This window comes from Rahnella sp. ATs2, from assembly GCF_051851855.1.
GTDB classification, from domain to species: domain Bacteria; phylum Pseudomonadota; class Gammaproteobacteria; order Enterobacterales; family Enterobacteriaceae; genus Rahnella; species Rahnella variigena.
In genome coordinates this window covers 145,520-169,170 of the sequence record NZ_JBLYPL010000001.1, presented here as the reverse complement: position 1 = coordinate 169,170, position 23,651 = coordinate 145,520, and the positions used below count along the sequence as shown (strand labels likewise).

Below are 23,651 nucleotides of genomic sequence, written 5' to 3'. Positions count from 1 at the left end.
GGATTATACCATGAGAAAAATAACGCTTATTTTCGCAACACTCTGTTTGCTGCCGATCAGTGCATTCTCTGCAACGATACCTCAGGGTGGCGTTTTCAAATTTACTGAAGCTGATGGTGGTGGCGGAGCCGCACACCCCCTGGACATGCCGCTGGCATTGCCTGTTGCCAATTTTTTTGGTTATGCAGTGAGTGGCAATTCTTATTATTACGATGAAAAAAGTTCCTCTCCGATCGCTGTCAATATTATGTATATCGAATCAGATGACATGCAAATCCCTGCATCACGATTGCCAGAAATCACCGATGACAATTATGATTTTTCACAACATTATCTCCATTATACGTCAGGTGATAAATACAGTTGGGTCAGCGGAGGTAAGGAAGGCGACTGGGGATTGCCCATTTTCAATGCGAAACCTTATATAAAAAACGATCCGTTCCCGGCGATTACCGCCTGTTCCGGGACGCCGGCGACACTTAAAGAACAGCGTTACAAATGTAAGCCTGGCATGACCTCAGGCTCCCGCACACTTTCTTTATACGATGAACTTCTTGATGTTGCGACAAAACAAAATAAGAGCCTGTGGGTTGGCACCCTGGTTTTTCCACGCGCTTCTGCAGGTCCCGAAGGTTCTACCAGTAATATCGGTACAGGTGGCGAGGGGCATGAATTAGTGGTTTACCTTCCGCACCGACATATGTCACTGATCCATGTAGAGGCGATATTACTGGAAGGAACGTCGGGTATGCATCAGGTACTCACTGCCTGGACATTAAAAAGTAATGACGGCGAAAACTTCACCTATTATAAAGGGCCTGAGGGTAACAACCAGAGCCATTATCCCGCTCCAGCATTTGTCTCAACCGGAAACCCTGCTGCCTTTAATGGTTTCATGGGCATAGGATTACTGAACCAATATGAGAATGAATCTGTTCCTGTTACTGAGGTTGCTGCGATTCATACACGTATTGGAGGAGGTTTGGAATGGACAAGTCTTTGGTATGACGCATTGGGATGGGCACGTGGAGGAGATATTTTCATGTGTATGAACGGGGTGAAAGGTGAAAATTCAATAGATGACTATACCGATTTGTTAAATTTTGAATACCCGGATTATTTTTTAAAAACAATTATTAAGCAACAGAAGAGGTACTCCCTTCCTGAGGGTAGAAAAGGATTCAGGTTTGAGGAAATGTTTGATAAACCACCGACATCTAATAATGCCTATATATGTGACACCAAAGGCACTCAGTTATTTTCTTCACGTCTTAGGGTCTATACGCCAACGGGAGGGCCTGACACAGCCACGGACTTTATGGAATTACATACTGACGTCACACCGCGATAAATAATAACTTAAATAGCAAGAGATTATTATGACTCTATTTTATCAGTGGTTTTATCCCACCATGGCATTAATTTTCGGCCTGTTTATTGGCAGCTTTATTAATGTTTTGATTTACCGGTTGCCGTTAATGCTTTTTGCACAATGTAGTACTGAACCCGATGCTGTCAACATCAGCCTCTGGTGGCCCCCTTCACATTGCCCGGCATGTGGTGCGCGGGTTTTGAAGCGTGACAATATTCCGGTTCTGAGCTGGTTATGCCTGAAGGGAAAATGTCGCCATTGCGAAAGTGCAATTTCTGCACAGTATTTAATTTCCGAAATTCTGTGCGCAATCGTCTTTACCGGCCTGGCAATTATTGCTCTGCCGCAGTTCACAGAAGTTCAGATTTGCAGTTTCTTTCTCTATTTCTGTCTGCTCTACAGCTTGTCGGTGATTGATTTTCAGCATCTGATTTTGCCAGACAGTCTGGTGTCTTTACTGCTATGGAGTGGTTTACTCTGTTCAGTATCAGGTATCACCGATATCGAACCCCGCTCTGCTATTTGTGGCGCGGTGGCCGCATGGCTATTACTTTATGTCGTGATGGCGGCATATGAGAAACTGCGCGGGCGTGAAGGGCTGGGCTATGGCGATGTCAAACTGTTAGCTGCAATCACCGCCTGGCTGGGAATGGAAAAAATCCCGGAACTGATTATCGGGTCGGCGGCCTCAGGAATGATGGTGTATCTGCTCTGTACACTGCTGAACCAGCGCCGTTCGCTGGAAAAAGATAATCCCACCTCAGAAAAGCATTACATCCCCTTCGGCCCTTCAATCTGCATGGCCGGACTGGTGATATTTTTTATTGAGCAACTTTAAACTATGCACCGGATACTGCCTTTCCTGCTGCTCATTCCGTTGTTTGCACAGGCTGCTGGCGATGCCGCAGTCACGCTGGCATTGATTCATGCTACGCGTTCCGATGTGGAGGTAAATAATGATCATTTTTCTCCGACGACGCTACTTACGGCCAGAAAGGAGATAACATCAGAAGCAAGTAAGCTGAAAACTGGATCCCCATCAATTCGCTACCCGCATTTTCTCTCACCAATGAATATTCCTTTGCGGATCACTTCCGCATTCAGTCTGCGCTGGCATCCCATCATGCATCGTTTCTCCCGGCATGAAGGCACTGATTTTGCCGCCCCGCCGTTAACACCGGTATTCGCCACGGAAAAAGGGATTGTCGTGGAAGCGATGTATCATCCCACCGCCGGTAATTACGTGGTAGTAAGCCATCCGCAGGGGTGGAGAAGCCGCTACCTGCATCTGACCAGACTTAACGTTATCGCCGGACAGAAGATAGCACGTGGCGATATCCTCGCTTTTTCAGGTAATACCGGACGCAGCACGGGGCCACATTTGCATTTTGAGTTGATATATCAGGGACAGGCAATGGACGCGGCGAAGCTGCTTTCATCTTCCGATGTTTCATACAGGCAAGCTGCCGACGTCAGTGTTTCGACAATTTCCGTACCCAAAATTATGCTGGTGACTGAAATAGCCGGTCAGGAAAAGGTGATGGTGAGGTATAACGGAAAAACAGTCTATGCCAGTGCTGATCAGAGAGTTTTCGGCGATTATAAAGTGATTTTGAAGAATGGCAGGTACCGGTTACAAAAAATGTCCTGAAGAGAACAAAAGAGAAGTGGGTGTATCCCAAATGATGACGGGAAAAAGACGAAAGCCCGCGTAGTGTTAACTACGCGGGCTTTCTTTTGACGAGGGAGTTGACCGTTAAGCCGGGTTCTGTCGTGGACAGTCATTCGTCTAGGCCAGCAATCGCTCACTGGCTCAAGCAGCCTACCCGGGTTCAGTACGGGCCGTACCATGTGAACCCCTATTTGGCCTTGCTCCGGGTGGAGTTTACCATGCCACGAACTGTTGCCAGCCGCGCGGTGCGCTCTTACCGCACCCTTTCACCCTTACCTGATCCCACTTGCGCGGGCCATCGGCGGTTTGCTCTCTGTTGCACTTGTCGTAAGCTCGCGCTTCCCAGGCGTTACCTGGCACCCTGCCCTATGGAGCCCGGACTTTCCTCCCCTCCTTCTGTCTCCCCCGAAAGGGACGGCAAAGAAGCGGCGACTGTCTGGTCAACTCCGCGGCGGATAATAGGGTATTACGCCCTATTTGTCACCCTCTTGCTCATCAAGCGCGTATTTATACAACGCATTCTTTTTCACGCCGTGGATTTCCGCGGCCAGCGCGGCGGCTTTTTTCAGTGGCAGTTCTTTTTGCAGTAACGCCAGTGTGCGTAAGGCTTCCGCCGGTAACGCTTCGGTATCGAGTTTATGGCCTTCAACAATCAGCACCATTTCACCGCGTCTGCGCGTTTCAACTTCCTGTACCCAGGCCAGCAGTTCGCCCACAGGCGCACCGTGAATATTTTCCCAGGTTTTAGTCAGTTCGCGCGCCAGCACCACATAACGCTGCGGCCCCCACACTTCCACCATATCCTGTAAACTGTCGATCAGACGGTGAGTCGATTCGTAGAAAATCAACGTGCGCGGCTCTTCGATTAATGCCTGTAACGTATCTTTACGTGATTTGGTTTTGGCCGGCAGAAATCCTTCGTAACAGAAACGGTCAGAAGGCAAACCTGCGGCACATAATGCGGTGATCGCCGCACAGGCACCCGGTAACGGCACCACACGAATACCTGCCTCACGACAACGACGCACCAGGTGGTAACCGGGATCGTTGATAAGTGGCGTACCGGCATCGGACACCAGCGCAATGGTCTGGCCTTCCTGCAACTTTGACAGCAAATGCTCGGCTTTCTGCTGTTCATTATGATCGTGCAGCGGGAACATTTTGGCGGTGATCGCGAAATGTTGCAGCAGCAATCCGGTATGGCGGGTGTCTTCTGCGGCAATCAAATCTACACTGTTCAGTACGGCCAGCGCGCGTTGGGTAATATCCCCTAAATTGCCAATTGGCGTCGGTACGATATACAGCGTTGAGGCAGAAATATCTGCTTGATCGTCTTGATTCATTGTTTCATCCGGATTGCCGATTTAATATTGAGCATCTTGAAAAAACATCACTGGAAACTGAATGCCTTCCTCAATGACCTTTCGTACCCGTTCGGGACGTTTACTCCCTGCCATTATCGTGGCTATGCTTCTCGCCAGCTGTTCCGGTCAGGCACCACAGGCGCCGACAGAAAGTGTCCAGGGTGCAGCGTCCGGCAGCTCTGACTATTTTCTGCAACAGGCACAGCAAAGCGGTGATGATAACAAGGCTGACTGGCAATTGCTTGCAGTGCGTGCCCTGATACGTGAAGGCAAAGTGCCGCAGGCCGCTGAACAACTGGCTAAAGTGCCGCAAAATCTGACCGCCGCACAAACTCTCGAGCTACAACTGACCAGCGCTGAAGTGCAGGTCGCGCAGAAAAACGTTCAGGCCGCGGCCACCAGCCTGAGTAAGATAGACCCGACCAATCTGACCAACGATCAGAAAGCGCGTTACTACCAGGCGCAAATTGATGCCAGCCAGGGACGGACCAGTCTCGGGCTGATCCGCGCATATATCGCACAGGAACCGCTGTTGCAGGGCAAACTGCATCAGGACAACATTGACGAAACCTGGACCGCGCTGACGCAAATGTCCGCGCAGGACGTCAACAGCATTGTGATTAATGCTGATGAAAACACGTTGCAGGGATGGCTGGATTTACTGAGCGTCTGGCAGAGTAACAAGCAGGATCCTGATCTGCTGAAAGCGGGGATCAAAGACTGGCAGCGTCGTTATCCGGTAAATCCGGCAGCGAAAACCCTGCCGACTCAGCTGAATAATGTGCTGAGCTTCCAGCCAGCCTCTACCGGCAAAATTGCGCTTTTCCTGCCGATGAGCGGTCCGGCTCAGGTTTACGGGAATGCGATTTCGCAAGGTTTCAACGCGGCAATGAACGGTCAGTTAAGCCAGCCAGCGCCGCAAGCCGCACCAGCTGATCCGAATGCACAGACACAACCACCGGCAGACCCCAACGCGGCGGTGAGTACTTCTGCACCGGATGCCAGCCAGCCGCAAACCGATCCCGCTCAGGCTCAGCCGGCTGCAACCCCAGCTGCGCCAGCGCCTGTTGCCAGCAGCAATGCGCAGGTGAAAGTGTATGACACCAACGGCCAGCCGCTGGCGGCGCTTCTGACACAGGCTCAGCAGGATGGTGCCACACTGGTTATCGGCCCGCTGCTCAAAGATCAGGTCAACGAACTCTCTTCAGATCAGACTCCGCTGAATGTTTTAGCACTTAATCAGCCAGAAACTGAGAAAAACAGCCCGAATATCTGTTACTTTGCGCTCTCGCCGGAAGACGAGGCACAGGATGCTGCGCGCCATATGTGGGCGGAGCAAAAACGGTTGCCACTGTTGCTGGTTCCACGTGGCAACTTTGGTGACCGTATCGCGCAGGCTTTTGCTAACGAATGGCAGAAGCTGGGCGGCGGCACCGTTCTGAAACAAGGCCTCGGCTCAGGCAGTGAATTGCGTTCTTCTATCGGCAGCGGTATCCGCCTGACCGGTACGCCGGTCATCGCCAGTGATGCTGCCGCACCGGCACAAGCACAGGGCGTGACGATTGGCGGGATCACTATCCCGGCTCCGCCGACAGATGCCCAGATTACGCAAGGCAGCACCGGTGGCAGCGTGGATTCCGTTTACGTTGTGGCCACGCAGAGCGAACTGACGCTGATTAAACCGATGCTGGATCTGGCCGTAAATGGTCGCGTACATCCTTCCGTTTATGCAAGTTCCCGCAGCTATCAGGCAGGTGCCGGCCCGGACTATCGTCTGGAAATGGAAGGCGTGCAGTTCAGCGATATTCCATTGCTGGCGGGCGGTAACCCGGCGCTGATGCAGCAGGCCACCGCTAAATTTGGTAATGACTATTCGCTGGTTCGCCTCTACGCGATGGGGATTGATGCCTGGAGTCTGGCAAATCATTTCTCACAGATGCGCACCCTGCCTGGCTTCCAGGTTTCCGGCAGCACCGGCGACCTGAGTGCCAATGAGAATTGTGTTATCCATCGCAAACTGCCTTGGCTGCAATACCGTCAGGGCTCGCTGGTGCCGGTTTCTTCATAAGAAAAACACGGCCGCACCGCTGAGACGGGATCGTTCAGCCATAACAAGTACAAGGACGTACTGATGAACTCTTTTTTATCTAAAACGCGGGCATGCGGCGATAAGTACGAAGCCTTTGCCCGTCGTTATCTTGAAAGAGCCGGGTTAATCTTCGTGGCGGCCAACGTGGCCTGCCGTGCAGGTGAGATTGACCTCATCATGCGTGACCAGCAAACCTGGGTGTTTGTAGAAGTCCGCTACCGGCGTAACGCTGATTTTGGCGGTGCGGCGGCCAGCGTGACCGTTCAAAAACAGCAGCGCCTGTTACGCGCGGCGTCTTTCTGGCTTGCAGGAAAGAATGCAAGCTTTGACACATCATCTTGCCGTTTTGATGTTTTTGCCATCACCGGCAGCCAGGTAGAATGGCTGCGTGATGCATTCAATGCGGAATAAATATTACGACGACTGACTGGACGAAAACCCGTGCTGGATAGAATCAAAGTCTGCTTTACAGAAAGTATTCAAACTCAGATTGCAGCGGCAGAAGCCTTGCCTGACGCGATTTCACGCGCCGCGATGACGCTGGTGCAATCGCTGCTCAACGGCAATAAAATTCTGTGCTGCGGCAACGGCACCTCTGCGGCGAATGCTCAGCATTTTTCCGCCAGTCTGATTAATCGTTTTGAAACTGAACGTCCGAGCCTTCCTGCAATCTCACTATGTGCAGATAACATTGTGCTGACCGCGATTGCTAATGATCGACTGCATGAAGAAATCTATGCCAAACAGGTGCGCGCCTTAGGTCAGGCGGGTGATGTTCTGCTGGCTATTTCTACCCGCGGCAACAGCCGTGATATTGTCAAAGCCGTTGAAGCAGCGGTGACCCGCGATATGACAATTGTCGCATTGACAGGTTATGACGGCGGTGAACTGGCGGGTTTACTGGGGCCTCACGATGTTGAGATCCGTATTCCCTCCCATCGCAGCGCCCGTATTCAGGAAATGCATATGCTCACAGTTAACTGTCTCTGTGACCTGATAGATAATACGCTGTTCCCACACCAGGACGATTAAGGAGATCCAATGAAGGCGAGTCCTCTCTTTGCTGTATTGTTAAGCGCCCTTCTGTTACAAGGCTGTGTTGCTGCCGCCGTGGTTGGTGTGGCTGGCGTGGCCACCAAAACGACCACTGACCCGCGTACTGTGGGCACTCAGGTTGATGACAGCACTCTGGAAGCCCGTGTTTCCAATGCCATCAGTAAAGACAAACAGCTGAAAGATGAAGCCCGTGTTGTGGCGACTGCCTATCAGGGTAAAGTTCTGCTGACCGGCCAGGCTCCGACGCCTGACATGGCTGCCCGCGCCAAACAGATTGCTGTGGGTGTAGACGGTGCGACAGAAGTGTATAACGAGATCCGTACAGGCAAGCCAGTCAGTATGGGCACTGCTTCAACGGATACGTGGATCACCACCAAAGTTCGCTCTCAGTTGCTGACCAGCGATTCGGTGAAATCCTCTAACGTGAAAGTGACCACTGAAAACGGTGAAGTCTTCCTGCTGGGTCTGGTCACTCAGGAAGAAGGTAAATCGGCGGCAGGCATTGCGGCGGGTATCAGCGGTGTTAAACACGTCACCACGGCGTTTACTTACGTTAAATAATGGCGTGAACGCAATAACGAAAAAGGACAGCTCAGGCTGTCCTTTTTTATTTCTCAAAAACGTCAGGCGCTAATGAAGCTTATGCTCTTGCAGGAAAGACTCGCCGCCCAGCTGGCTCATCTGGCGCAGTATCCACTGCTGGCGACGCAGCACATAAGCGGAAGGCGCATTCACTTTGTACAGGTGCGGGTTAGGCAGCACCGCTGCCAGCAACGCCGCCTGAGAAGCCGTAAGGCGGCTGGCCGGTTTATGGAAGAAATGCTGCGAAGCCTGTTCCACACCAAAAACGCCGTCACCAAATTCCACGATATTCAGATACACAGTGAGTATCCGGCGTTTGGTCCACACTGTTTCAATACCGACGGTCAGGCCCGCTTCAAGCCCTTTTCTCACCCAACTGCGGCCATCCCAAAGAAACAGGTTCTTGGCAGTTTGCTGGGATAACGTAGAGGCACCGCGCATTTTGCCGCCATCTTTATCCAGAACGGACTGGATTGCATCCACATCAAAACCCCAGTGCTCAGGGAATTTCTGATCTTCAGCAGCCATCACTGCAAGCGCCATTGGTGAGGAAATCTCACTCATCGGCACCCAGTCTGAATGTGCGACATAGCCAAAATCACCGGTCAGCCAGGCTGAAACCTGCCGCTCCACCATGACTGCGGAGAAAGGGACCGGCAGAAATGAAAAAAGAAGAATGCCCGCTACCCATAAGCAGAGTAACAGTATCAGCGCACGTTTCAGCCATAAGGCCGGCTTGCGCAAAAGGCCCTTTCGAGTAATTTTATTCATTTAACGCTTTCCACAACACATCCGACCATCTAATCAATCTCGAGAATAATCTGCAAGATCAGGCTAGCGAAATGCAAATTAATAGTGCTAACAATTGAGCAATATGAATGAAACTTTTGCTTACATTCAGAGCGGAAAATTCCTATTTACCCACTACCATCAAGGAGTTCCGGAAAACTGCCTGAAATTCCTGCTTTTTTCATGCCGATGCATTTTTAAACGATAAAGTAAAATTTTTGTGAAAAAATTTGCAAACAATGCGTAAGCAAGTCTTATGTATATCGATTGGGAAAGTGAATAAATTCTCATCGATTATTCCACATCAGGCGAACCCCCTAAGCCAAATCCGCCACCTGTAAACCATAACAAATCAGCAGTGTGTACGTCTTTTTCACAGACAAAAAATGCAGTAACCTAAGTGAAATTTTTTCATTTGAAATAAATTCCAGATCTCTTTCGGCCACGAAAATAGCATTTAGGAAAAAATCACCCATAACCGATGAATTACAATCATTTACCAGTGATTTTGCATTTTAGACAACCGGTTTCATAGCCGGTTATGTTGCAAAATCACTGGCTAAACAGCCTGTGATTGTTCACTTCCATAAGTAAAATTGCATGTCACCAGTACAACATCAGTAGGGTTCATTTGTATTCTGTCAAAAATCCTGCGATAAAGGCTTGATGTTTTGTATAGACAAAGACTAATCTACATCACAGTTTTTAATGAATGTTGTAACAGTTCTGCTTATATTTGTTATGTTGATTGCTACAGGATGTATTAGACTTTAAGACTGAATTCCAAGACCTGCGAAAACCGAACCCTAAAAACTATCGTGGGTTACCCCTTTCCCTGGTGTTGGCGCAGTATTCGCGCACCCCGGCCTCGGCTGGGGTTATTTTTTTTCAGCGTTTGCTGTCCAGTCGCGTAACACTTTGATGTCATTGCGCCACTCGGCCTTCAGCTCATCAATCCATTCTTGTACGTTATCCCACCACGCCGGCAGCGTCGGGGTCTGAATCTGTTGCGCCAGTTGCTGTAAATGCTTCAGGCCAACGGAACCCGCAGCGCCTTTGATTTTGTGTCCTTCCTCTGCAATGCCTTTTTGGTCGCGCGCCGTCATGTTTGAATCGAGAACCGCGAGATAACCCGGCATCATCTTTTCAAACATATCTGCACTTTGATAAATCAGTTTCGCGCCCACCAGATCGATGTACTGCTCAAGCATGGCGGTATCAAGCAACGATTCGCTGTCTTTCATCACTACAGGCTCCTTTTCTGAAACGGAAACTTCAGGCTGATGATCCCAAAACTGCTGGATCATCGCAGTCAGCGCGGAAACAGACAGCGGCTTGCTCAGCACGTCGTCCATTCCTGCATCAAGATATTCTTTTTTGTCTTTCAGCACGTTCGCCGTCAGCGCAATCAGCGGCGGCAGATGCTTACCGGCGTAATCAGTGCGTAACTTACGGGCGATATCCAGACCGGTCATATCCGGCAGCTGAATATCCAGCAAGACCAGATCAAATTCGTCAGGATCAAACATCTCCAGCGCATCGTGCCCGTTCATGGCCACTTCTACGCTGTTGCCCAGTTTCTCCAGCACCGAACGCGCCACGATGACGTTCAGCTCGATATCTTCCACCAGCAGCACATGCAGCGCCGGGAGTGGCATATCTTCTTCTTCGTCCACCTGTTGTGCCGGTGCATCAAGTTTAGGCGCACGCACGGTGAGCGTGAAGCTGGAGCCCTGACCCGGCACGCTGCTGACAGTAATATCGCCGCCCATCGTCTGCGCCAGACGTTTGGATACCGCCAGCCCGATGCCCGTACCGGTCGCCGGTTTGCCGCCGTTCTGGTCTTTCACCTGATAATACATGGCGAAAATTTTGTCCTGCTCGTCCTGCGGGATCCCCATCCCGGAATCGCGCACCACAAAACGCAGCATATCGTTCGGCTCGTAATGGACGCTCAGGACAATTTCGCCTTCACGGGTGAACTTGACGGCATTGCCGATCAGGTTCCACAGGATCTGGCGCAGGCGCGTGCCATCCGTGGTGATGCTGCGCGGCAGCGGCAAATCCGGTTCCATCACAAACTTCAGCCCTTTCGGCTGCGCCAGCAGACCGGAGAGGTTTTCCAGATCTGACAGGAATTCCGTGAAATCCACCGGCTGATTATCGAGCTGCACTTTGCGGCGCTCGATTTTGTCCATTTCGATAATGTCGTTGAAGATATTGCCGAGCGTGATCGCACTGACGTGAATTGTTTTCAGATAGCTGTGCTGTTCTTTGTCCAGCTCGGTATCGAGCAGAATGCGGCTCAGCCCGACAATGCCGTTAAGCGGCGTACGCAGCTCGTGGCTGATCGTGGAGATAAAGGTAGTCTTCTCACGGCTGGCATTCTCTAACGCGTCCTGATAGCGCTTACGCTCGGTAATATCACGACCAAAGCCCATCAGGCCATGTCGTTTACCGATACGGTCATAGAACGGTACTTTACGCAGTTCAAAGCAGGCTTTGCGCCCGTCCGGATAGACCAGCCATTGTTCGTACGTCAGGGAAACGTTGTGACGGAATACCTTCTCGTCGGTTTCGACCACTTTCTCGGCGATGTCCGCAGTATAAACGTCGTTGGGAGTGAGGCCGATCAGCTGCTTCTCGCTTTTACCGGTCAGCAATTCCATCGCCCGGTTACAGCCGGAGAATTCTTTGTCTTCGTTGCGGTAATACACCAGATCTGGTGAGGCATCGAGGAAAGAGCGTAATAATGCAGATTGCTGGCTCAGTTCGATCTGTGCCTGTTCACGATGCTGCATTTCCAGTTTCAGCTTATCGACCACTGCCAGACGCGCTTCTTCCGCTTTCACACGGTCGGCAATTTCCTGATTCAGCTGCGTAATGTTGTCTTTGAGCTGCTGATTCAGTTCGAGGTCGCGATGGCGCATCTCTTCCAGCTTATCCACCAGGCGCGCTAAACGCTGACGCGACTCTTCGAGCTGCTCGACCACCACCGACAGGAAGTAGACTGCCCAGGGCGTGATCAGCAAACCAAAGAAGATGGAACGAACGACGTCGATACTTTCCACCTGCCCGCGCAGGAGCATGGTGACGGCCATCTGGACAATCATCGCCAGCACCACCAGCGCAGAGGCCAGCAGCAGTGAGAATCTCACCAGCCCCAGCTTGACCATCAGATCGACATAATACTGCGCTAAAACCCGGATTTGCTTCATAACGGTTCCCTTAAAACGAAGACGCCTGAATCATACCGCAAAACCTCACCGGCGTGATGGCGGGGTCATCATTGAGCGTGAAGTTTGTGAGATGCACCGAACAAGGGCTGGTCATGGTGCAATGCAGGAAATAAGGGCAGAGTTATTGACTATTTTGCAGGGTGATATTATTAATATCGGCCGGCTTTATCAGGCTGATAAAGTCGCCAAATGCCCTGTGGCTAACATCTTTTCCTTTAATCCTCCGAATTCTTTCCCTCTCGGCGCTTTTGGCGCAGGCATAACTATTCATTATTACTGCAAATAAAGTCATTCCCGGCAATATGAATAATTCTTATTACAAACCCCGCTCAGACACATTATTACTGTCACGTTAAAAACAGTGACAAACCGCATGCCCGCAGAGTTTTCCAGTATAAAATACTGGTAATTAAGCGCCTGCCAGCACGGTGCGGAGATCTGAAGCTTTTCCTATAGTGAGTCAGCTCACACTTTGCACGCTTTACCACACCGATATTATGCCATTAAAAAGGCAATCTAATTTTTATATATCAATGAGTTAAACTCTTTTATATCACTTTTAATATAAGTTAATTCGCCATTTGACCTGATGGGGCTTTCTCGCTAAGTTGGGAGTCCGCTGGAAGCAATCTCGACGGGTGAGCAACTCGTCATATTTATGCAGTAATTGAAGACTCCCTCATTAAAACAAGTCAACCACCACTTGTGAGAACCATCACGAGAGGCCTTTGACGGAGATGTCCGGGCAATCAACGCACCGCAAGAGTGCGCGAAATTGCGGACAAACTCTGTGAATAAGACCGCTCGCGATTGGTGTGAGAGTCTCGCAGAGCCTGGGGAGGTTCACGTTATGTTGTACGATAAATCCCAAGAGAGGGACAACTGTGGTTTCGGCCTGATCGCCCATATAGAAGGCGAACCTAGCCATAAGGTCGTGCGTACTGCAATTCACGCGCTGGCCCGTATGCAACACCGTGGCGCGATCCTTGCTGACGGCAAGACCGGCGACGGCTGTGGCCTTCATTTACAGAAACCTGATCGCTTCTTCCGCATGATTGCCGAAGAACGTGGCTGGCGTCTGGCGAAAAACTACGCCGTGGGCATGTTGTTCCTCAGCAAAGATGAAAAAGAAGCTGAGGCGAGCCGCCGCATTGTAGAAGAAGAATTGCAAAACGAGACGCTGTCCGTGGTGGGCTGGCGTGACGTTCCGACCAATCCGGACGTACTCGGTGAAATCGCGCTTTCCTCCCTGCCTCGTATCGAACAAATTTTTGTCAACGCGCCTGCCGGATGGCGTCCGCGTGACATGGAGCGCCGCCTGTATATGGCGCGCCGCCGCATTGAGAAACGCATTCAGGATAAAGACTTCTATGTGTGCAGTTTCTCCAACGTGGTCACGATCTATAAAGGCCTGTGTATGCCTGCGGATCTGCCACGCTTCTATTTAGACCTGGCCGACCTGCGTCTGGAATCAGCCATCTGCTTGTTCCACCAGCGTTTTTCGACCAACACGGTGCCGCGCTGGCAGCTGGCTCAGCCTTTCCGCTATCTGGCGCACAACGGCGAAATCAACACCATCACCGGTAACCGCCAGTGGGCGCGTGCCCGTGCATACAAATTTAAAACGCCGCTGATCCCCGATTTGCAGGACGCGTCGCCTTTCGTGAACGAAACCGGTTCGGATTCCAGCTCGCTGGATAACATGCTGGAGCTGTTCCTGGCCGGCGGGATGGACTTGCTGCGCGCCATGCGTTTGCTGGTGCCGCCAGCCTGGCAGCAAAACCCGGATATGGACGACGACCTGCGCGCGTTCTTCGACTTTAACTCCATGCACATGGAGCCGTGGGACGGCCCGGCCGGTATCGTGATGTCAGACGGCCGTTACGCCGCCTGTAACCTCGACCGTAACGGTCTGCGCCCTGCGCGTTATGTCATCACCAAAGATAAGCTGATCACCTGTGCGTCCGAAGTCGGGATCTGGGATTATCAGCCGGACGAAGTGGTCGAAAAAGGCCGCGTCGGACCGGGTGAACTGATGGTGATCGACACCCGCAGCGGCAAGATCCACCACTCCGCGGAAACCGATAACGACCTGAAAGGCCGCCATCCTTATAAGCAATGGATGGAGAAAAACGTTCAGCGTCTGGTGCCGTTCGAAGACCTGCCGGAAGATCAGGTCGGCAGCCGCGAGATGGAAGACACGTTACTGGAAACGTTCCAGAAACAGTTCGGCTACAGCAGCGAAGAACTCGATCAGATCATCCGCGTACTGGGTGAAAACGGTCAGGAAGCCGTCGGCTCAATGGGCGACGACACGCCATTCGCCGTGCTTTCCAGCCGTCCGCGTATTGTATATGACTACTTCCGTCAGCAGTTTGCGCAGGTCACCAACCCGCCAATCGATCCGCTGCGTGAAGCGCACGTGATGTCTCTGGCGACCAGCATTGGCCGCGAGATGAACGTGTTCTGCGAAGCCGAAGGTCAGGCTCACCGTCTGAGCTTTAAATCGCCAATCCTGCTGTGGTCTGACTTTAAACAGCTCACCACGCTCGACAGCAAACACTATCGCGCTGAAACGCTGGATCTGACTTACGATCCGAGCGAACAAAACATGGAGCAGTTCGTCCAGAAACTCTGTGACGAAGGCGAACAGAAAGTGCGTAACGGCGCGGTTCTGCTGGTGTTGTCTGACCGCAATATCGCGCCGAACCGTCTGCCGCTGCCTGCGCCAATGGCCGTCGGCGCGCTGCAACTGCGTCTGGTTGAGAAAAGCCTGCGCTGCGATGCCAACATCATTGTTGAAACCGCCAGTGCCCGCGACCCGCACCATTTCGCCGTACTGATTGGTTTCGGTGCGACTGCGGTTTACCCATATCTGGCCTACGAAACGCTGGCCAAACTGGTCGATACGCAGGTTATTGAGAAGAAATACCGTGAAGTGATGCTGAACTACCGTAACGGCATCAACAAAGGCCTGTACAAGATCATGTCCAAAATGGGCATTTCAACCGTTGCCTCTTACCGCTGCTCAAAACTGTTTGAAGCGGTCGGTCTGGCGAAGGATCTGTGCAACACCTGTTTCAACGGCGTGGTCAGCCGTATCGGCGGTGCCGGTTACAGCGATTTCGAACAGGATTTGCTGAACCTGTCTAAACGCGCGTGGCTGAAACGCAAAACACTGGATCAGGGCGGCCTGCTGAAATTTGTCCACGGCGGCGAATATCACTCCTATAACCCGGACGTGGTCACTACCCTGCAAGCCGCAGTGAACAGTGGTGATTATGACGATTACAAAAAATACGCCAAACTGGTTAACGAACGTCCGGTTGCCACACTGCGTGACCTGCTGAAAGTGACACCAAAAGGCCAGCCAATCCCTGTGGATCAGGTTGAACCGGCGGAAGGTTTGTATACCCGTTTCGATACCGCAGCGATGTCTATCGGTGCGTTAAGCCCGGAAGCGCATGAGTCTCTGGCTGAAGCGATGAACAGCATCGGCGGACGTTCGAACTCCGGCGAAGGCGGCGAAGATCCTGCGCGTTACGGCACCAATAAAGTGTCCCGTATCAAACAGGTGGCTTCCGGTCGTTTCGGCGTGACACCGGCGTATCTGGTGAATGCTGACGTTATTCAGATCAAAGTCGCACAGGGTGCAAAACCAGGCGAAGGTGGTCAGTTGCCGGGTGACAAAGTGACGCCATACATCGCGAAACTGCGTTATTCCGTGCCGGGCGTGACCCTGATTTCTCCACCGCCGCACCACGATATTTATTCTATCGAGGATCTGGCACAGCTGATTTTCGACCTGAAACAGGTCAACCCGAAAGCGATGATTTCGGTGAAACTGGTGTCTGAGCCGGGCGTCGGCACTATCGCGGTCGGTGTGGCGAAAGCCTACGCGGATCTCATCACTATTGCCGGCTACGATGGCGGCACCGGCGCAAGCCCGCTGTCCTCGGTGAAATATGCCGGTTGTCCATGGGAACTGGGTCTGGTGGAAACACAACAGGCACTGGTCGCCAACGGCCTGCGTCACAAAATCCGTCTGCAGGTGGATGGCGGTCTGAAAACGGGCCTCGACATCATCAAGGCCGCGATTCTGGGTGCAGAAAGCTTCGGTTTCGGTACCGGACCGATGGTCGCGCTGGGTTGTAAATACCTGCGTATTTGTCACCTGAACAACTGCGCAACAGGCGTGGCAACTCAGGACGACAAACTGCGTCGCAACCATTATCACGGCCTGCCAGAACGCGTAGTGAACTACTTCAAGTTCATCACGCAGGAAACCCGTGAAATCATGGCCGAACTGGGCGTCAGCCAGCTGGTGGATCTGATTGGTCGCACCGATTTGCTGACTGAGCTGGACGGTTTCACCGCCAAACAAAACAATCTCGACCTTTCTGCGATGCTGGCGACTGCCACGCCGCATGAAGGCAAAGCGGTGTACTGCACCGAAAGCAACCCGGCGTTCGACAAGGGTCAGCTGAACAAAGACATTCTGGAACAGGCCGCGCCGCACATCGATTCTAAGCAGAGCAAAGCGTTCTACTTTGATATCCGCAACACTGACCGCTCTGTGGGTGCAATGTTGTCAGGTGCAATTGCTGAGAAACATGGCGATCAGGGCATGGCGGCTGATCCGGTGCGTATTAACTTCAACGGTACCGCGGGCCAGAGCTTCGGCGTCTGGAACGCAGGCGGAGTCGATTTGATGCTGACCGGCGACGCGAACGACTACGTGGGCAAAGGCATGGCCGGTGGCCGTATTGCCATCCGTCCGCCAATCGGTTCCGCGTTCCGCAGCCACGAAGCCAGCATCATCGGTAACACCTGTCTGTACGGCGCAACCGGCGGTAAGTTGTTTGCAGCGGGTCGTGCGGGTGAACGCTTCGCAGTCCGTAACTCCGGTGCGATCACTGTCGTCGAAGGCATTGGCGATAACGGTTGTGAATACATGACCGGCGGTATTGTGTGTGTGCTGGGTCGTACCGGCGTCAACTTCGGCGCAGGCATGACCGGTGGTTTCGCTTACGTTCTTGATGAAGACGGCGAATTCCGCAAACGTGTTAACCCGGAGCTGGTTGAAGTCCTGGAAGTGGCCGAACTGGCTATCCATGAAGAGCATCTGCGCGGTTTGATCATCGAACACGTACAGTTGACCGCATCGACCCGTGGTGAAGAAATTTTGGCGAACTGGCCGGAATGGGCGCCTAAATTTGCCCTGGTAAAACCGAAGTCCAGTGATGTCAAAGCATTGTTGGGTCACCGTAGTCGTTCCGCAGCTGAGCTGCGGGTACAAGCGCAGTAAGAGGTTAAGATGAGTCAAAACGTTTATCAATTTGTCGACTTACAGCGTGTTGATCCGCCGAAAAAAGCGCTGAAGATCCGTAAAATTGAGTTTGTGGAAATTTACGAGCCGTTCTCAGCAACTCAGGCCGCATCGCAGGCAGACCGCTGTCTGTCCTGTGGTAACCCTTACTGCGAATGGAAATGCCCGGTTCACAACTACATTCCGAACTGGCTGAAGCTGGCGAACGAAGGTCGCATCATGGAAGCCGCCGACCTCGCGCACCAGACCAACAGCCTGCCGGAAGTCTGCGGACGCGTTTGCCCGCAGGACCGTCTGTGCGAAGGTTCCTGCACCCTGAACGATGAGTTCGGTGCGGTCACCATCGGTAATATCGAGCGCTACATCAACGACAAAGCCATCGAGATGGGCTGGCGTCCGGATATGTCTCACGTGCAGCCAACCGGCAAACGTGTAGCGATCATCGGTGCAGGTCCGGCAGGTCTGGCTTGTGCGGACGTGCTGACCCGTAACGGTGTGAAGGCGGTGGTTTACGATCGCCATCCGGAAATCGGCGGCCTGCTGACTTTCGGTATTCCGGCCTTCAAGTTGGAAAAATCAGTGATGACCAAGCGTCGCGAAATCTTCACTGAGATGGGTATCGAATTCCAGCTCAATACGGAAGTCGGCAAAGACATCACCATTGATGCGCTGCTGGCGGAATACGATTCTGTGTTCCTCGGCGTCGGCACTTATCAGTCCATGCGCGGTGGTCTGGCGAACGAAGATGCGCCGGGCGTGTACGATGCCCTGCCGTTCCTCATCGCTAACACCAAGCAGCTGATGGGCTATGATGACAGCCAGGAAGAGCCTTACGTGACGATGGACAAGAAACGCGTCGTGGTGCTGGGCGGTGGTGATACCGCCATGGACTGCGTGCGTACGTCAATTCGTCAGGGCGCAACCCATGTGACCTGTGCATACCGTCGTGATGAAGAGAACATGCCGGGCTCGCGTCGTGAAGTGAAGAATGCGCGCGAAGAAGGTGTGGATTTCAAATTCAACCTGCAACCGCTGAGCATCGAACTGAACGATTCAGGCCGCGTATGTGGCGTGCGCATGGCGCGTACCGAACTGGGCGCACCGGATGCACATGGCCGCCGTCGTGCAGAAATCGTGGCGGGTTCCGAACATGTGATGGAAGCGGATGCCGTGGTGATGGCGTTTGGTTTCCGCCCACACAAAATGGAATGGCTGGCAGCCCATGACGTCGAGTTGGACACGCAGGGACGTATCGTAGCCCCTGAAGGCAGCGACAACGCCTTCCAGACCAGCAACCCGAAAATCTTCGCCGGTGGCGATGCGGTTCGCGGTTCCGATCTGGTCGTCACGGCGATTGCCGAAGGCCGTAAGGCAGCAGAAGGCATCATGAACTTCCTCGAAGTCTGATCCGGTCTGTCGTAAAAACGGGGCTGCCAGCGATGGCAGCCCCGTTTTTTTTAACCGAACGCAATCAGTACAGGCGAAATGAGAGGCCCATGAATTCAGGGCAATAAAAAACCCCGCGAATATCGCAGGGTTTAAGCGTAAAACAGGGCTGAGTCGGGTTGTTATTTCACAACACGCAATGCCGGGCGACCACCGCGTGGCGGAGCCGGCGGCTCATCATCCGGATCTTCTTCAGCCACATCTGGCAAATCGCCATCAATGACTGACATAGTCGGCTCTGTCGGCTCATCCGCGCTCAGGTCGCCGTCAAAGGCGCCTTCAGCTTCATAAGCAGGTTCAGGTTCGAACATGGTACCGGCACCGTTTTCACGGGCGTAAATCGCCAGAACGGCAGCGATCGGTACAAATACGTTACGCGGCACGCCGCCAAAACGGGCGTTAAAGCGTACATCATCGTTACCCAGTTCGAGATTGCCGACAGCACGCGGCGCAACGTTCAGAACGATTTGTCCGTCACGCGCAAACTCCATCGGCACCATCACGCCAGGCATCGTCACGTCAACCACCAGATGCGGGGTTAACTGGTTGTCGAGCAACCAGTCATAAAAAGCCCGCAGCAGATAGGGGCGACGCGGAGACATGTCGGTCATCTCCATACCTTAGCCTCGGGTATGCAAACGCATTTCGCGCTCTGCTTCGGTCAGGGAAGCCAGGAAAGCATCACGTTCGAAGACGCGGGTCATGTAGCCTTTCAGCTCTTTAGAACCGGCACCTGACAGCTCAATGCCCAGCTCTGGCAAACGCCAAAGCAGCGGAGCCAGGTAGCAATCGACCAGGCTGAACTCTTCGCTTTTGAAGTAAGGCATGTACGAGAAGATTGGCGCAATCGCCAGCAGCTCTTCACGCAGTTGCTTACGCGCAGCGTCCGCTTCAGTCGCAGAACCTTGCTCAACTTGACGCATCAGCGAATACCAGTCGTTTTCGATGCGGTGCATCATCAGACGGCTCTCACCACGGGCAACCGGATAAACCGGCATCAGCGGTGGATGCGGGAAACGCTCATCAAGATATTCCATGATGATGCGGGATTCGAACAGGGTCAGCTCACGATCAACCAGCGTAGGCACGGTGCGGTAAGGGTTGAGGTCAATAAGATCCTGCGGCAGGTGATCCATCTCAACCTGCTCGATCTCGACACTGACACCTTTTTCCGCCAGTACGATACGTACTTGATGGCTAAAAATGTCGGTCGGGCCGGAAAACAGCGTCATTACCGAACGTTTGTTGGCAGCGACAGCCATGAAAACCTCCAAGTTTATCTAGAATATTACAGCGAGTTATCGCCAGCCTGCAGTTTTTGTCCCGTAGTTTCATAGACAACCATCGGCAAGGCGAACCCAGCCAGGAAGCGCGGCAACGTCAACTGCTCGGCGAATAGGCACAAAAGTGTGTGATAGTTTACCAGATTTTACGCGGGCTGTGGTGGACGGTGAGACGATTTCGTGGGGAATTGTGTGTCAGGAGATCATTTCGCCTGCGATTGCTGAAAAAAAGGCATAAAAAAACCCGGTGAAGCACCGGGTTTTTGACGCTGATTTTCGTGCCGAAGCACTGAGCTGCAAAGCAGCAGAAAATTAACGTTTGGAGAACTGAGGACGACGACGTGCTTTACGCAGACCGACTTTCTTACGTTCAACCTGACGAGCATCACGAGTAACGAAGCCAGCTTTACGCAGTTCGCCACGAAGATTTTCGTCATATTCCATCAGTGCACGGGTAATACCGTGACGGATAGCACCAGCTTGACCGGAGATACCACCACCTTTAACGGTGATGTACAGGTCGAATTTCTCAACCATGTCGACCAGTTCCAGTGGTTGACGAACTACCATGCGGGCAGTTTCACGACCAAAGTACTGTTCCAGGCTACGCTGGTTAATTACGATGTTACCACTACCCGGTTTGATGAAAACACGAGCGGCGGAGCTTTTGCGGCGACCAGTGCCGTAGTATTGATTTTCAGCCATTGCCTATAATCCCGAATTAAATGTCAAGAACTTGCGGTTGTTGCGCCGCATGAGTGTGCTCGTTACCCGCGTAAACTTTCATTTTGCGGTACATTGCACGACCCAGCGGGCCCTTTGGCAACATGCCTTTAACCGCGAGTTCGATCACGCGTTCAGGACGGCGAGCGATCATCTCTTCAAAGGTCGCTTGCTTGATACCACCGATGTGGCCGGTGTGATGGTAATAAATCTTGTCGTTACGCTTGTTGCCGGTTACAGCAACTTTTTCTGCGTTCAGAACGATGATGTAATCACCAGTATCAACGTGCGGAGTGTATTCCGCTTTATGTTTGCCACGCAGACGGCGAGCCAGTTCAGTGGCCAGGCGACCTAAGGTCTTGCCGGTAGCGTCAACTACGAACCAGTCACGTTGTACGGTTTCCGGTTTAGCTGTAAAAGTTTTCATTAAAAGCTTACCCAATTAAAGTTACACGTTGGCGAACACCCAAACGCCTATATGTTTTTATAAACCACATAAGAACCCAGGTTTATAAAATAAGTATTGGAGGTTCACACGACCATCGTCCAGCAAACCTACCCCTTCGAATAGCCAATGCTGGCACTTATAAAGTTTCGGGAAAAAAACTTTGTAGTAACGTGGGGTCGCAAGATTATAGAGAAGTCTCCTGCAAAGATCGAACCCTTTTTCGACGAAAAGGAAGATTTCCTTCACGACAGCAGAAGGGTTCGCCATGCAGAATGTACTGCGTGTTCTTATATCACAAATCGAGCAAAATATAATCAGCTAAAAATCACGGCAGATGCGGTCGCTTGAGGTATTCCTCACTTTGCATTTCCTGCAGACGGGACAGGCAGCGCTGATACTCGAATTTCAGCCGCTCGCCCTGATAAATCTCAAACATCGGTGCCGCAGCAGAAACCACCAGTTTGACATGACGCTCATAAAACTCATCCACCAGAGCCAGAAAACGTCGCGCCGAATTTTCATTGTCCGCCTTCATCACCGGCACATTGTGCAGCAGCACGCTGTGATAGATTTTTGACAGCGCAATGTAGTCGAGCTGGCTGCGCGCCTCTTCACAAAGCGTATGGAATTCTATCGCCAGCACGCCATCGACGGCGGCAATCGCCCGCATCGGGCGGTGATTCACTTCCAGCGTGACCGCCTCAGTACCCGCCGAACCGCTGTGATTACCGGTCAGTTTTCCCAGCATACTTTGCATGGCGGCCGTCGTATCCCCGCCCGCCGGAGTCAGCCATAAATTGGCCTGAGTCAGCGTACGCAGGCGGTAATCAATCCCGGCATCCACATTCAGGACATCGCAATATTCTTTAATCAGATCGATAGCTGGCAGGAAACGCGCGCGTTGCAGGCCGTTCCGGTAAAGCGAGTCAGGCGGAATGTTGGACGTGGCGATTAACGTGATCCCACGTGCGAACAGCGCCTGTAGCAATGTCGCCAGCAGCATCGCGTCGGTGATATCCGAGACAAAAAACTCATCGAAACACAGCACGTCGGTTTCCGCTTTGAAACGGTCGGCAATCACTTCCAGCGGATCTTCCTGCCCCTGGAGCTGCGTCAGTTCTTCGTGAACGCGCAACATAAAGCGGTGAAAGTGGAGACGAAGTTTGCGCTCGCCCGGCAGACTGTGGAAAAACAAATCCATCAGCCAGGTTTTGCCGCGCCCGACGCCACCCCACATATATAAGCCCTGAACCGGGCGTTGCGTGGTTTTTGGCGCACTTTTGCCAAACAGTCGCCCAAGCAAGCCACCCCGGCTGGTCACAGGTTCTGCCGCCGGACGGGAAGATAAGGCCTGATAAATAGCGTCGAGCTGGGCAACAGCCTGTTTCTGAACCGCGTCCGGCTGGAACTCGCCAGCATCAACGGCGTTCTGATAAACGAAAAGTGGTGATTTGGGTTGCATCTTAGTTAACGTCCCTGAGAAAAAAATTTTAAGTTTTTCACGTCGTTTAGCCGCTTTTTTGCCGTAGGTTCGCCGCTTTTCCCGGCTGTCTGTGTGCTAAAAAACCATCAGACGGCAGCGATTTTCCCGGCAGGATTCCACTCTGACAAGGTTAACGGTTATAGTGGAGCTATTGCATGACGAATGCGTGTGACAATTACGTTAAAACCATTGTGTAAAAAAGTTAAGTCATAAAAGTTACGTGAAAAAGCCCTGCGGGACAACGAAGTCAAAATAGGAGTCATTATGACCTGGGAGTATGCACTCATTGGATTAGTGGTCGGTATCGCGATTGGTGCGGTAGCGATGCGCTTTGGTAATCGTAAATTACGTGATCAACAAGTCATGAAAAACGAACTGGAGAAAAGCAAAGCCGAACTCGACGAATACCGTCAGGAGCTGGTGGGTCATTTTGCCCGCAGCGCAGAGTTGCTCGATAACATGGCGACAGATTACCGTCAGCTTTATCAGCATATGGCGAAGAGCTCCAACAATCTGCTGCCTGATATGCCAGAGCAGGATAATCCGTTCAACTATCGCCTGACCGGTTCTGAAGCCGATAACGATCAGGTGCCGGTACAAATGCCGCGTGATTATTCTGATGGCGCATCGGGTTTGTTGCGTGGCGAGCGTCCGGTTCGTAAATAACAGACGCTCCTGCCTGCATTATACTCTTTATGCAGGCGTATTTACGGCACATGTTCCGTGCATGTGCCGTTCTCAAGCCCCTTCCCGTGCAGTGAATCATCGTTCTATTG

The 23,651-nt window shown here is 52.3% G+C and carries 18 protein-coding genes and 1 other RNA gene; 10 read left to right on the top strand and 9 right to left on the bottom strand.

Features of this window, described 5'->3' with window-relative positions:
- Positions 1-10: 10 nt before the first annotated feature.
- The 3 genes from ACJY2G_RS00790 to ACJY2G_RS00780 are packed head-to-tail and all read left to right on the top strand — an operon-like array spanning position 11 to position 3,023.
- Positions 11-1,351 (top strand): hypothetical protein, encoded by a 1,341-nt coding sequence (locus ACJY2G_RS00790; protein WP_430319887.1) that lies wholly within the window; start codon positions 11-13, stop codon positions 1,349-1,351.
- Positions 1,352-1,379: 28 nt separating this feature from the next.
- Positions 1,380-2,210 (top strand): prepilin peptidase, encoded by an 831-nt coding sequence (locus ACJY2G_RS00785; RefSeq protein WP_430319886.1) that lies wholly within the window; start codon positions 1,380-1,382, stop codon positions 2,208-2,210.
- A gap of 3 nt (positions 2,211-2,213) precedes the next feature.
- Entirely contained in the window at positions 2,214-3,023 is an 810-nt protein-coding gene (locus ACJY2G_RS00780) for a M23 family metallopeptidase (RefSeq protein ID WP_430319885.1), read from the top strand.
- A gap of 90 nt (positions 3,024-3,113) precedes the next feature.
- Here ACJY2G_RS00780 and rnpB read toward each other — a convergent pair.
- Positions 3,114-3,492: RNase P RNA component class A (gene rnpB / locus ACJY2G_RS00775), an RNA gene on the bottom strand.
- Positions 3,493-3,517: 25 nt separating this feature from the next.
- The gene (gene rsmI / locus ACJY2G_RS00770) at positions 3,518-4,387 is read right to left on the bottom strand and encodes a 16S rRNA (cytidine(1402)-2'-O)-methyltransferase (RefSeq protein WP_112288072.1); all 870 of its coding nucleotides are present in this window, start codon (positions 4,385-4,387) and stop codon (positions 3,518-3,520) included.
- A gap of 61 nt (positions 4,388-4,448) precedes the next feature.
- Here rsmI and ACJY2G_RS00765 point away from each other — a divergent pair, with 61 nt between their 5' ends.
- The 4 genes from ACJY2G_RS00765 (at position 4,449) to dolP (ending at position 8,114) form a co-directional block, all read left to right on the top strand.
- Positions 4,449-6,476, top strand: coding sequence for a penicillin-binding protein activator (locus ACJY2G_RS00765; RefSeq protein WP_430319884.1), 2,028 nt, complete (start codon positions 4,449-4,451; stop codon positions 6,474-6,476).
- A 63-nt stretch (positions 6,477-6,539) separates the two neighbouring features.
- Entirely contained in the window at positions 6,540-6,908 is a 369-nt protein-coding gene (locus ACJY2G_RS00760) for a YraN family protein (protein ID WP_112288391.1), read from the top strand.
- Positions 6,909-6,938: 30 nt separating this feature from the next.
- On the top strand, positions 6,939-7,529 hold the full coding sequence (diaA, locus tag ACJY2G_RS00755; protein WP_013577230.1) for a DnaA initiator-associating protein DiaA: 591 nt from the start codon (positions 6,939-6,941) through the stop codon (positions 7,527-7,529).
- Positions 7,530-7,538: 9 nt separating this feature from the next.
- Entirely contained in the window at positions 7,539-8,114 is a 576-nt protein-coding gene (dolP, locus tag ACJY2G_RS00750) for a division/outer membrane stress-associated lipid-binding lipoprotein (RefSeq protein ID WP_112288390.1), read from the top strand.
- A gap of 69 nt (positions 8,115-8,183) precedes the next feature.
- Here the strand turns inward: dolP and mtgA are convergent, their stop codons facing one another.
- Complete coding sequence (mtgA, locus tag ACJY2G_RS00745) at positions 8,184-8,906, bottom strand: monofunctional biosynthetic peptidoglycan transglycosylase (RefSeq protein WP_430319883.1); 723 nt, start codon at positions 8,904-8,906, stop codon at positions 8,184-8,186.
- An 896-nt stretch (positions 8,907-9,802) separates the two neighbouring features.
- On the bottom strand, positions 9,803-12,142 hold the full coding sequence (gene arcB, locus ACJY2G_RS00740) for an aerobic respiration two-component sensor histidine kinase ArcB (protein ID WP_430319882.1): 2,340 nt from the start codon (positions 12,140-12,142) through the stop codon (positions 9,803-9,805).
- 871 nt (positions 12,143-13,013) lie between these two features.
- On the opposite strand from arcB, the gene gltB reads away from it, so the two are divergent.
- Both gltB and ACJY2G_RS00730 read left to right on the top strand, forming a co-directional pair.
- A complete protein-coding gene (gene gltB, locus ACJY2G_RS00735) occupies positions 13,014-17,471 on the top strand; it encodes a glutamate synthase large subunit (RefSeq protein ID WP_112288387.1) in 4,458 nt (1,485 codons plus the stop codon).
- A 9-nt stretch (positions 17,472-17,480) separates the two neighbouring features.
- Positions 17,481-18,899 (top strand): glutamate synthase small subunit, encoded by a 1,419-nt coding sequence (locus tag ACJY2G_RS00730; protein WP_095924435.1) that lies wholly within the window; start codon positions 17,481-17,483, stop codon positions 18,897-18,899.
- A gap of 161 nt (positions 18,900-19,060) precedes the next feature.
- Here the strand turns inward: ACJY2G_RS00730 and sspB are convergent, their stop codons facing one another.
- From sspB to zapE, 5 genes are all read right to left on the bottom strand, one after another.
- On the bottom strand, positions 19,061-19,555 hold the full coding sequence (sspB, locus tag ACJY2G_RS00725) for a ClpXP protease specificity-enhancing factor (protein ID WP_112288385.1): 495 nt from the start codon (positions 19,553-19,555) through the stop codon (positions 19,061-19,063).
- 3 nt (positions 19,556-19,558) lie between these two features.
- Positions 19,559-20,200: a stringent starvation protein SspA gene (gene sspA / locus ACJY2G_RS00720; RefSeq protein WP_112288384.1), complete on the bottom strand. Its 642-nt coding sequence runs from the start codon at positions 20,198-20,200 to the stop codon at positions 19,559-19,561.
- Positions 20,201-20,533: 333 nt separating this feature from the next.
- A complete protein-coding gene (rpsI, locus tag ACJY2G_RS00715) occupies positions 20,534-20,926 on the bottom strand; it encodes a 30S ribosomal protein S9 (protein ID WP_013577238.1) in 393 nt (130 codons plus the stop codon).
- A 16-nt stretch (positions 20,927-20,942) separates the two neighbouring features.
- Complete coding sequence (rplM, locus tag ACJY2G_RS00710) at positions 20,943-21,371, bottom strand: 50S ribosomal protein L13 (RefSeq protein ID WP_013577239.1); 429 nt, start codon at positions 21,369-21,371, stop codon at positions 20,943-20,945.
- 346 nt (positions 21,372-21,717) lie between these two features.
- A complete protein-coding gene (gene zapE, locus ACJY2G_RS00705; RefSeq protein ID WP_113876730.1) occupies positions 21,718-22,854 on the bottom strand; it encodes a cell division protein ZapE in 1,137 nt (378 codons plus the stop codon).
- Positions 22,855-23,139: 285 nt separating this feature from the next.
- On the opposite strand from zapE, the gene zapG reads away from it, so the two are divergent.
- Positions 23,140-23,541 (top strand): Z-ring associated protein ZapG, encoded by a 402-nt coding sequence (gene zapG / locus ACJY2G_RS00700; protein WP_013577242.1) that lies wholly within the window; start codon positions 23,140-23,142, stop codon positions 23,539-23,541.
- The last annotated feature ends 110 nt before the right edge of the window (positions 23,542-23,651 follow it).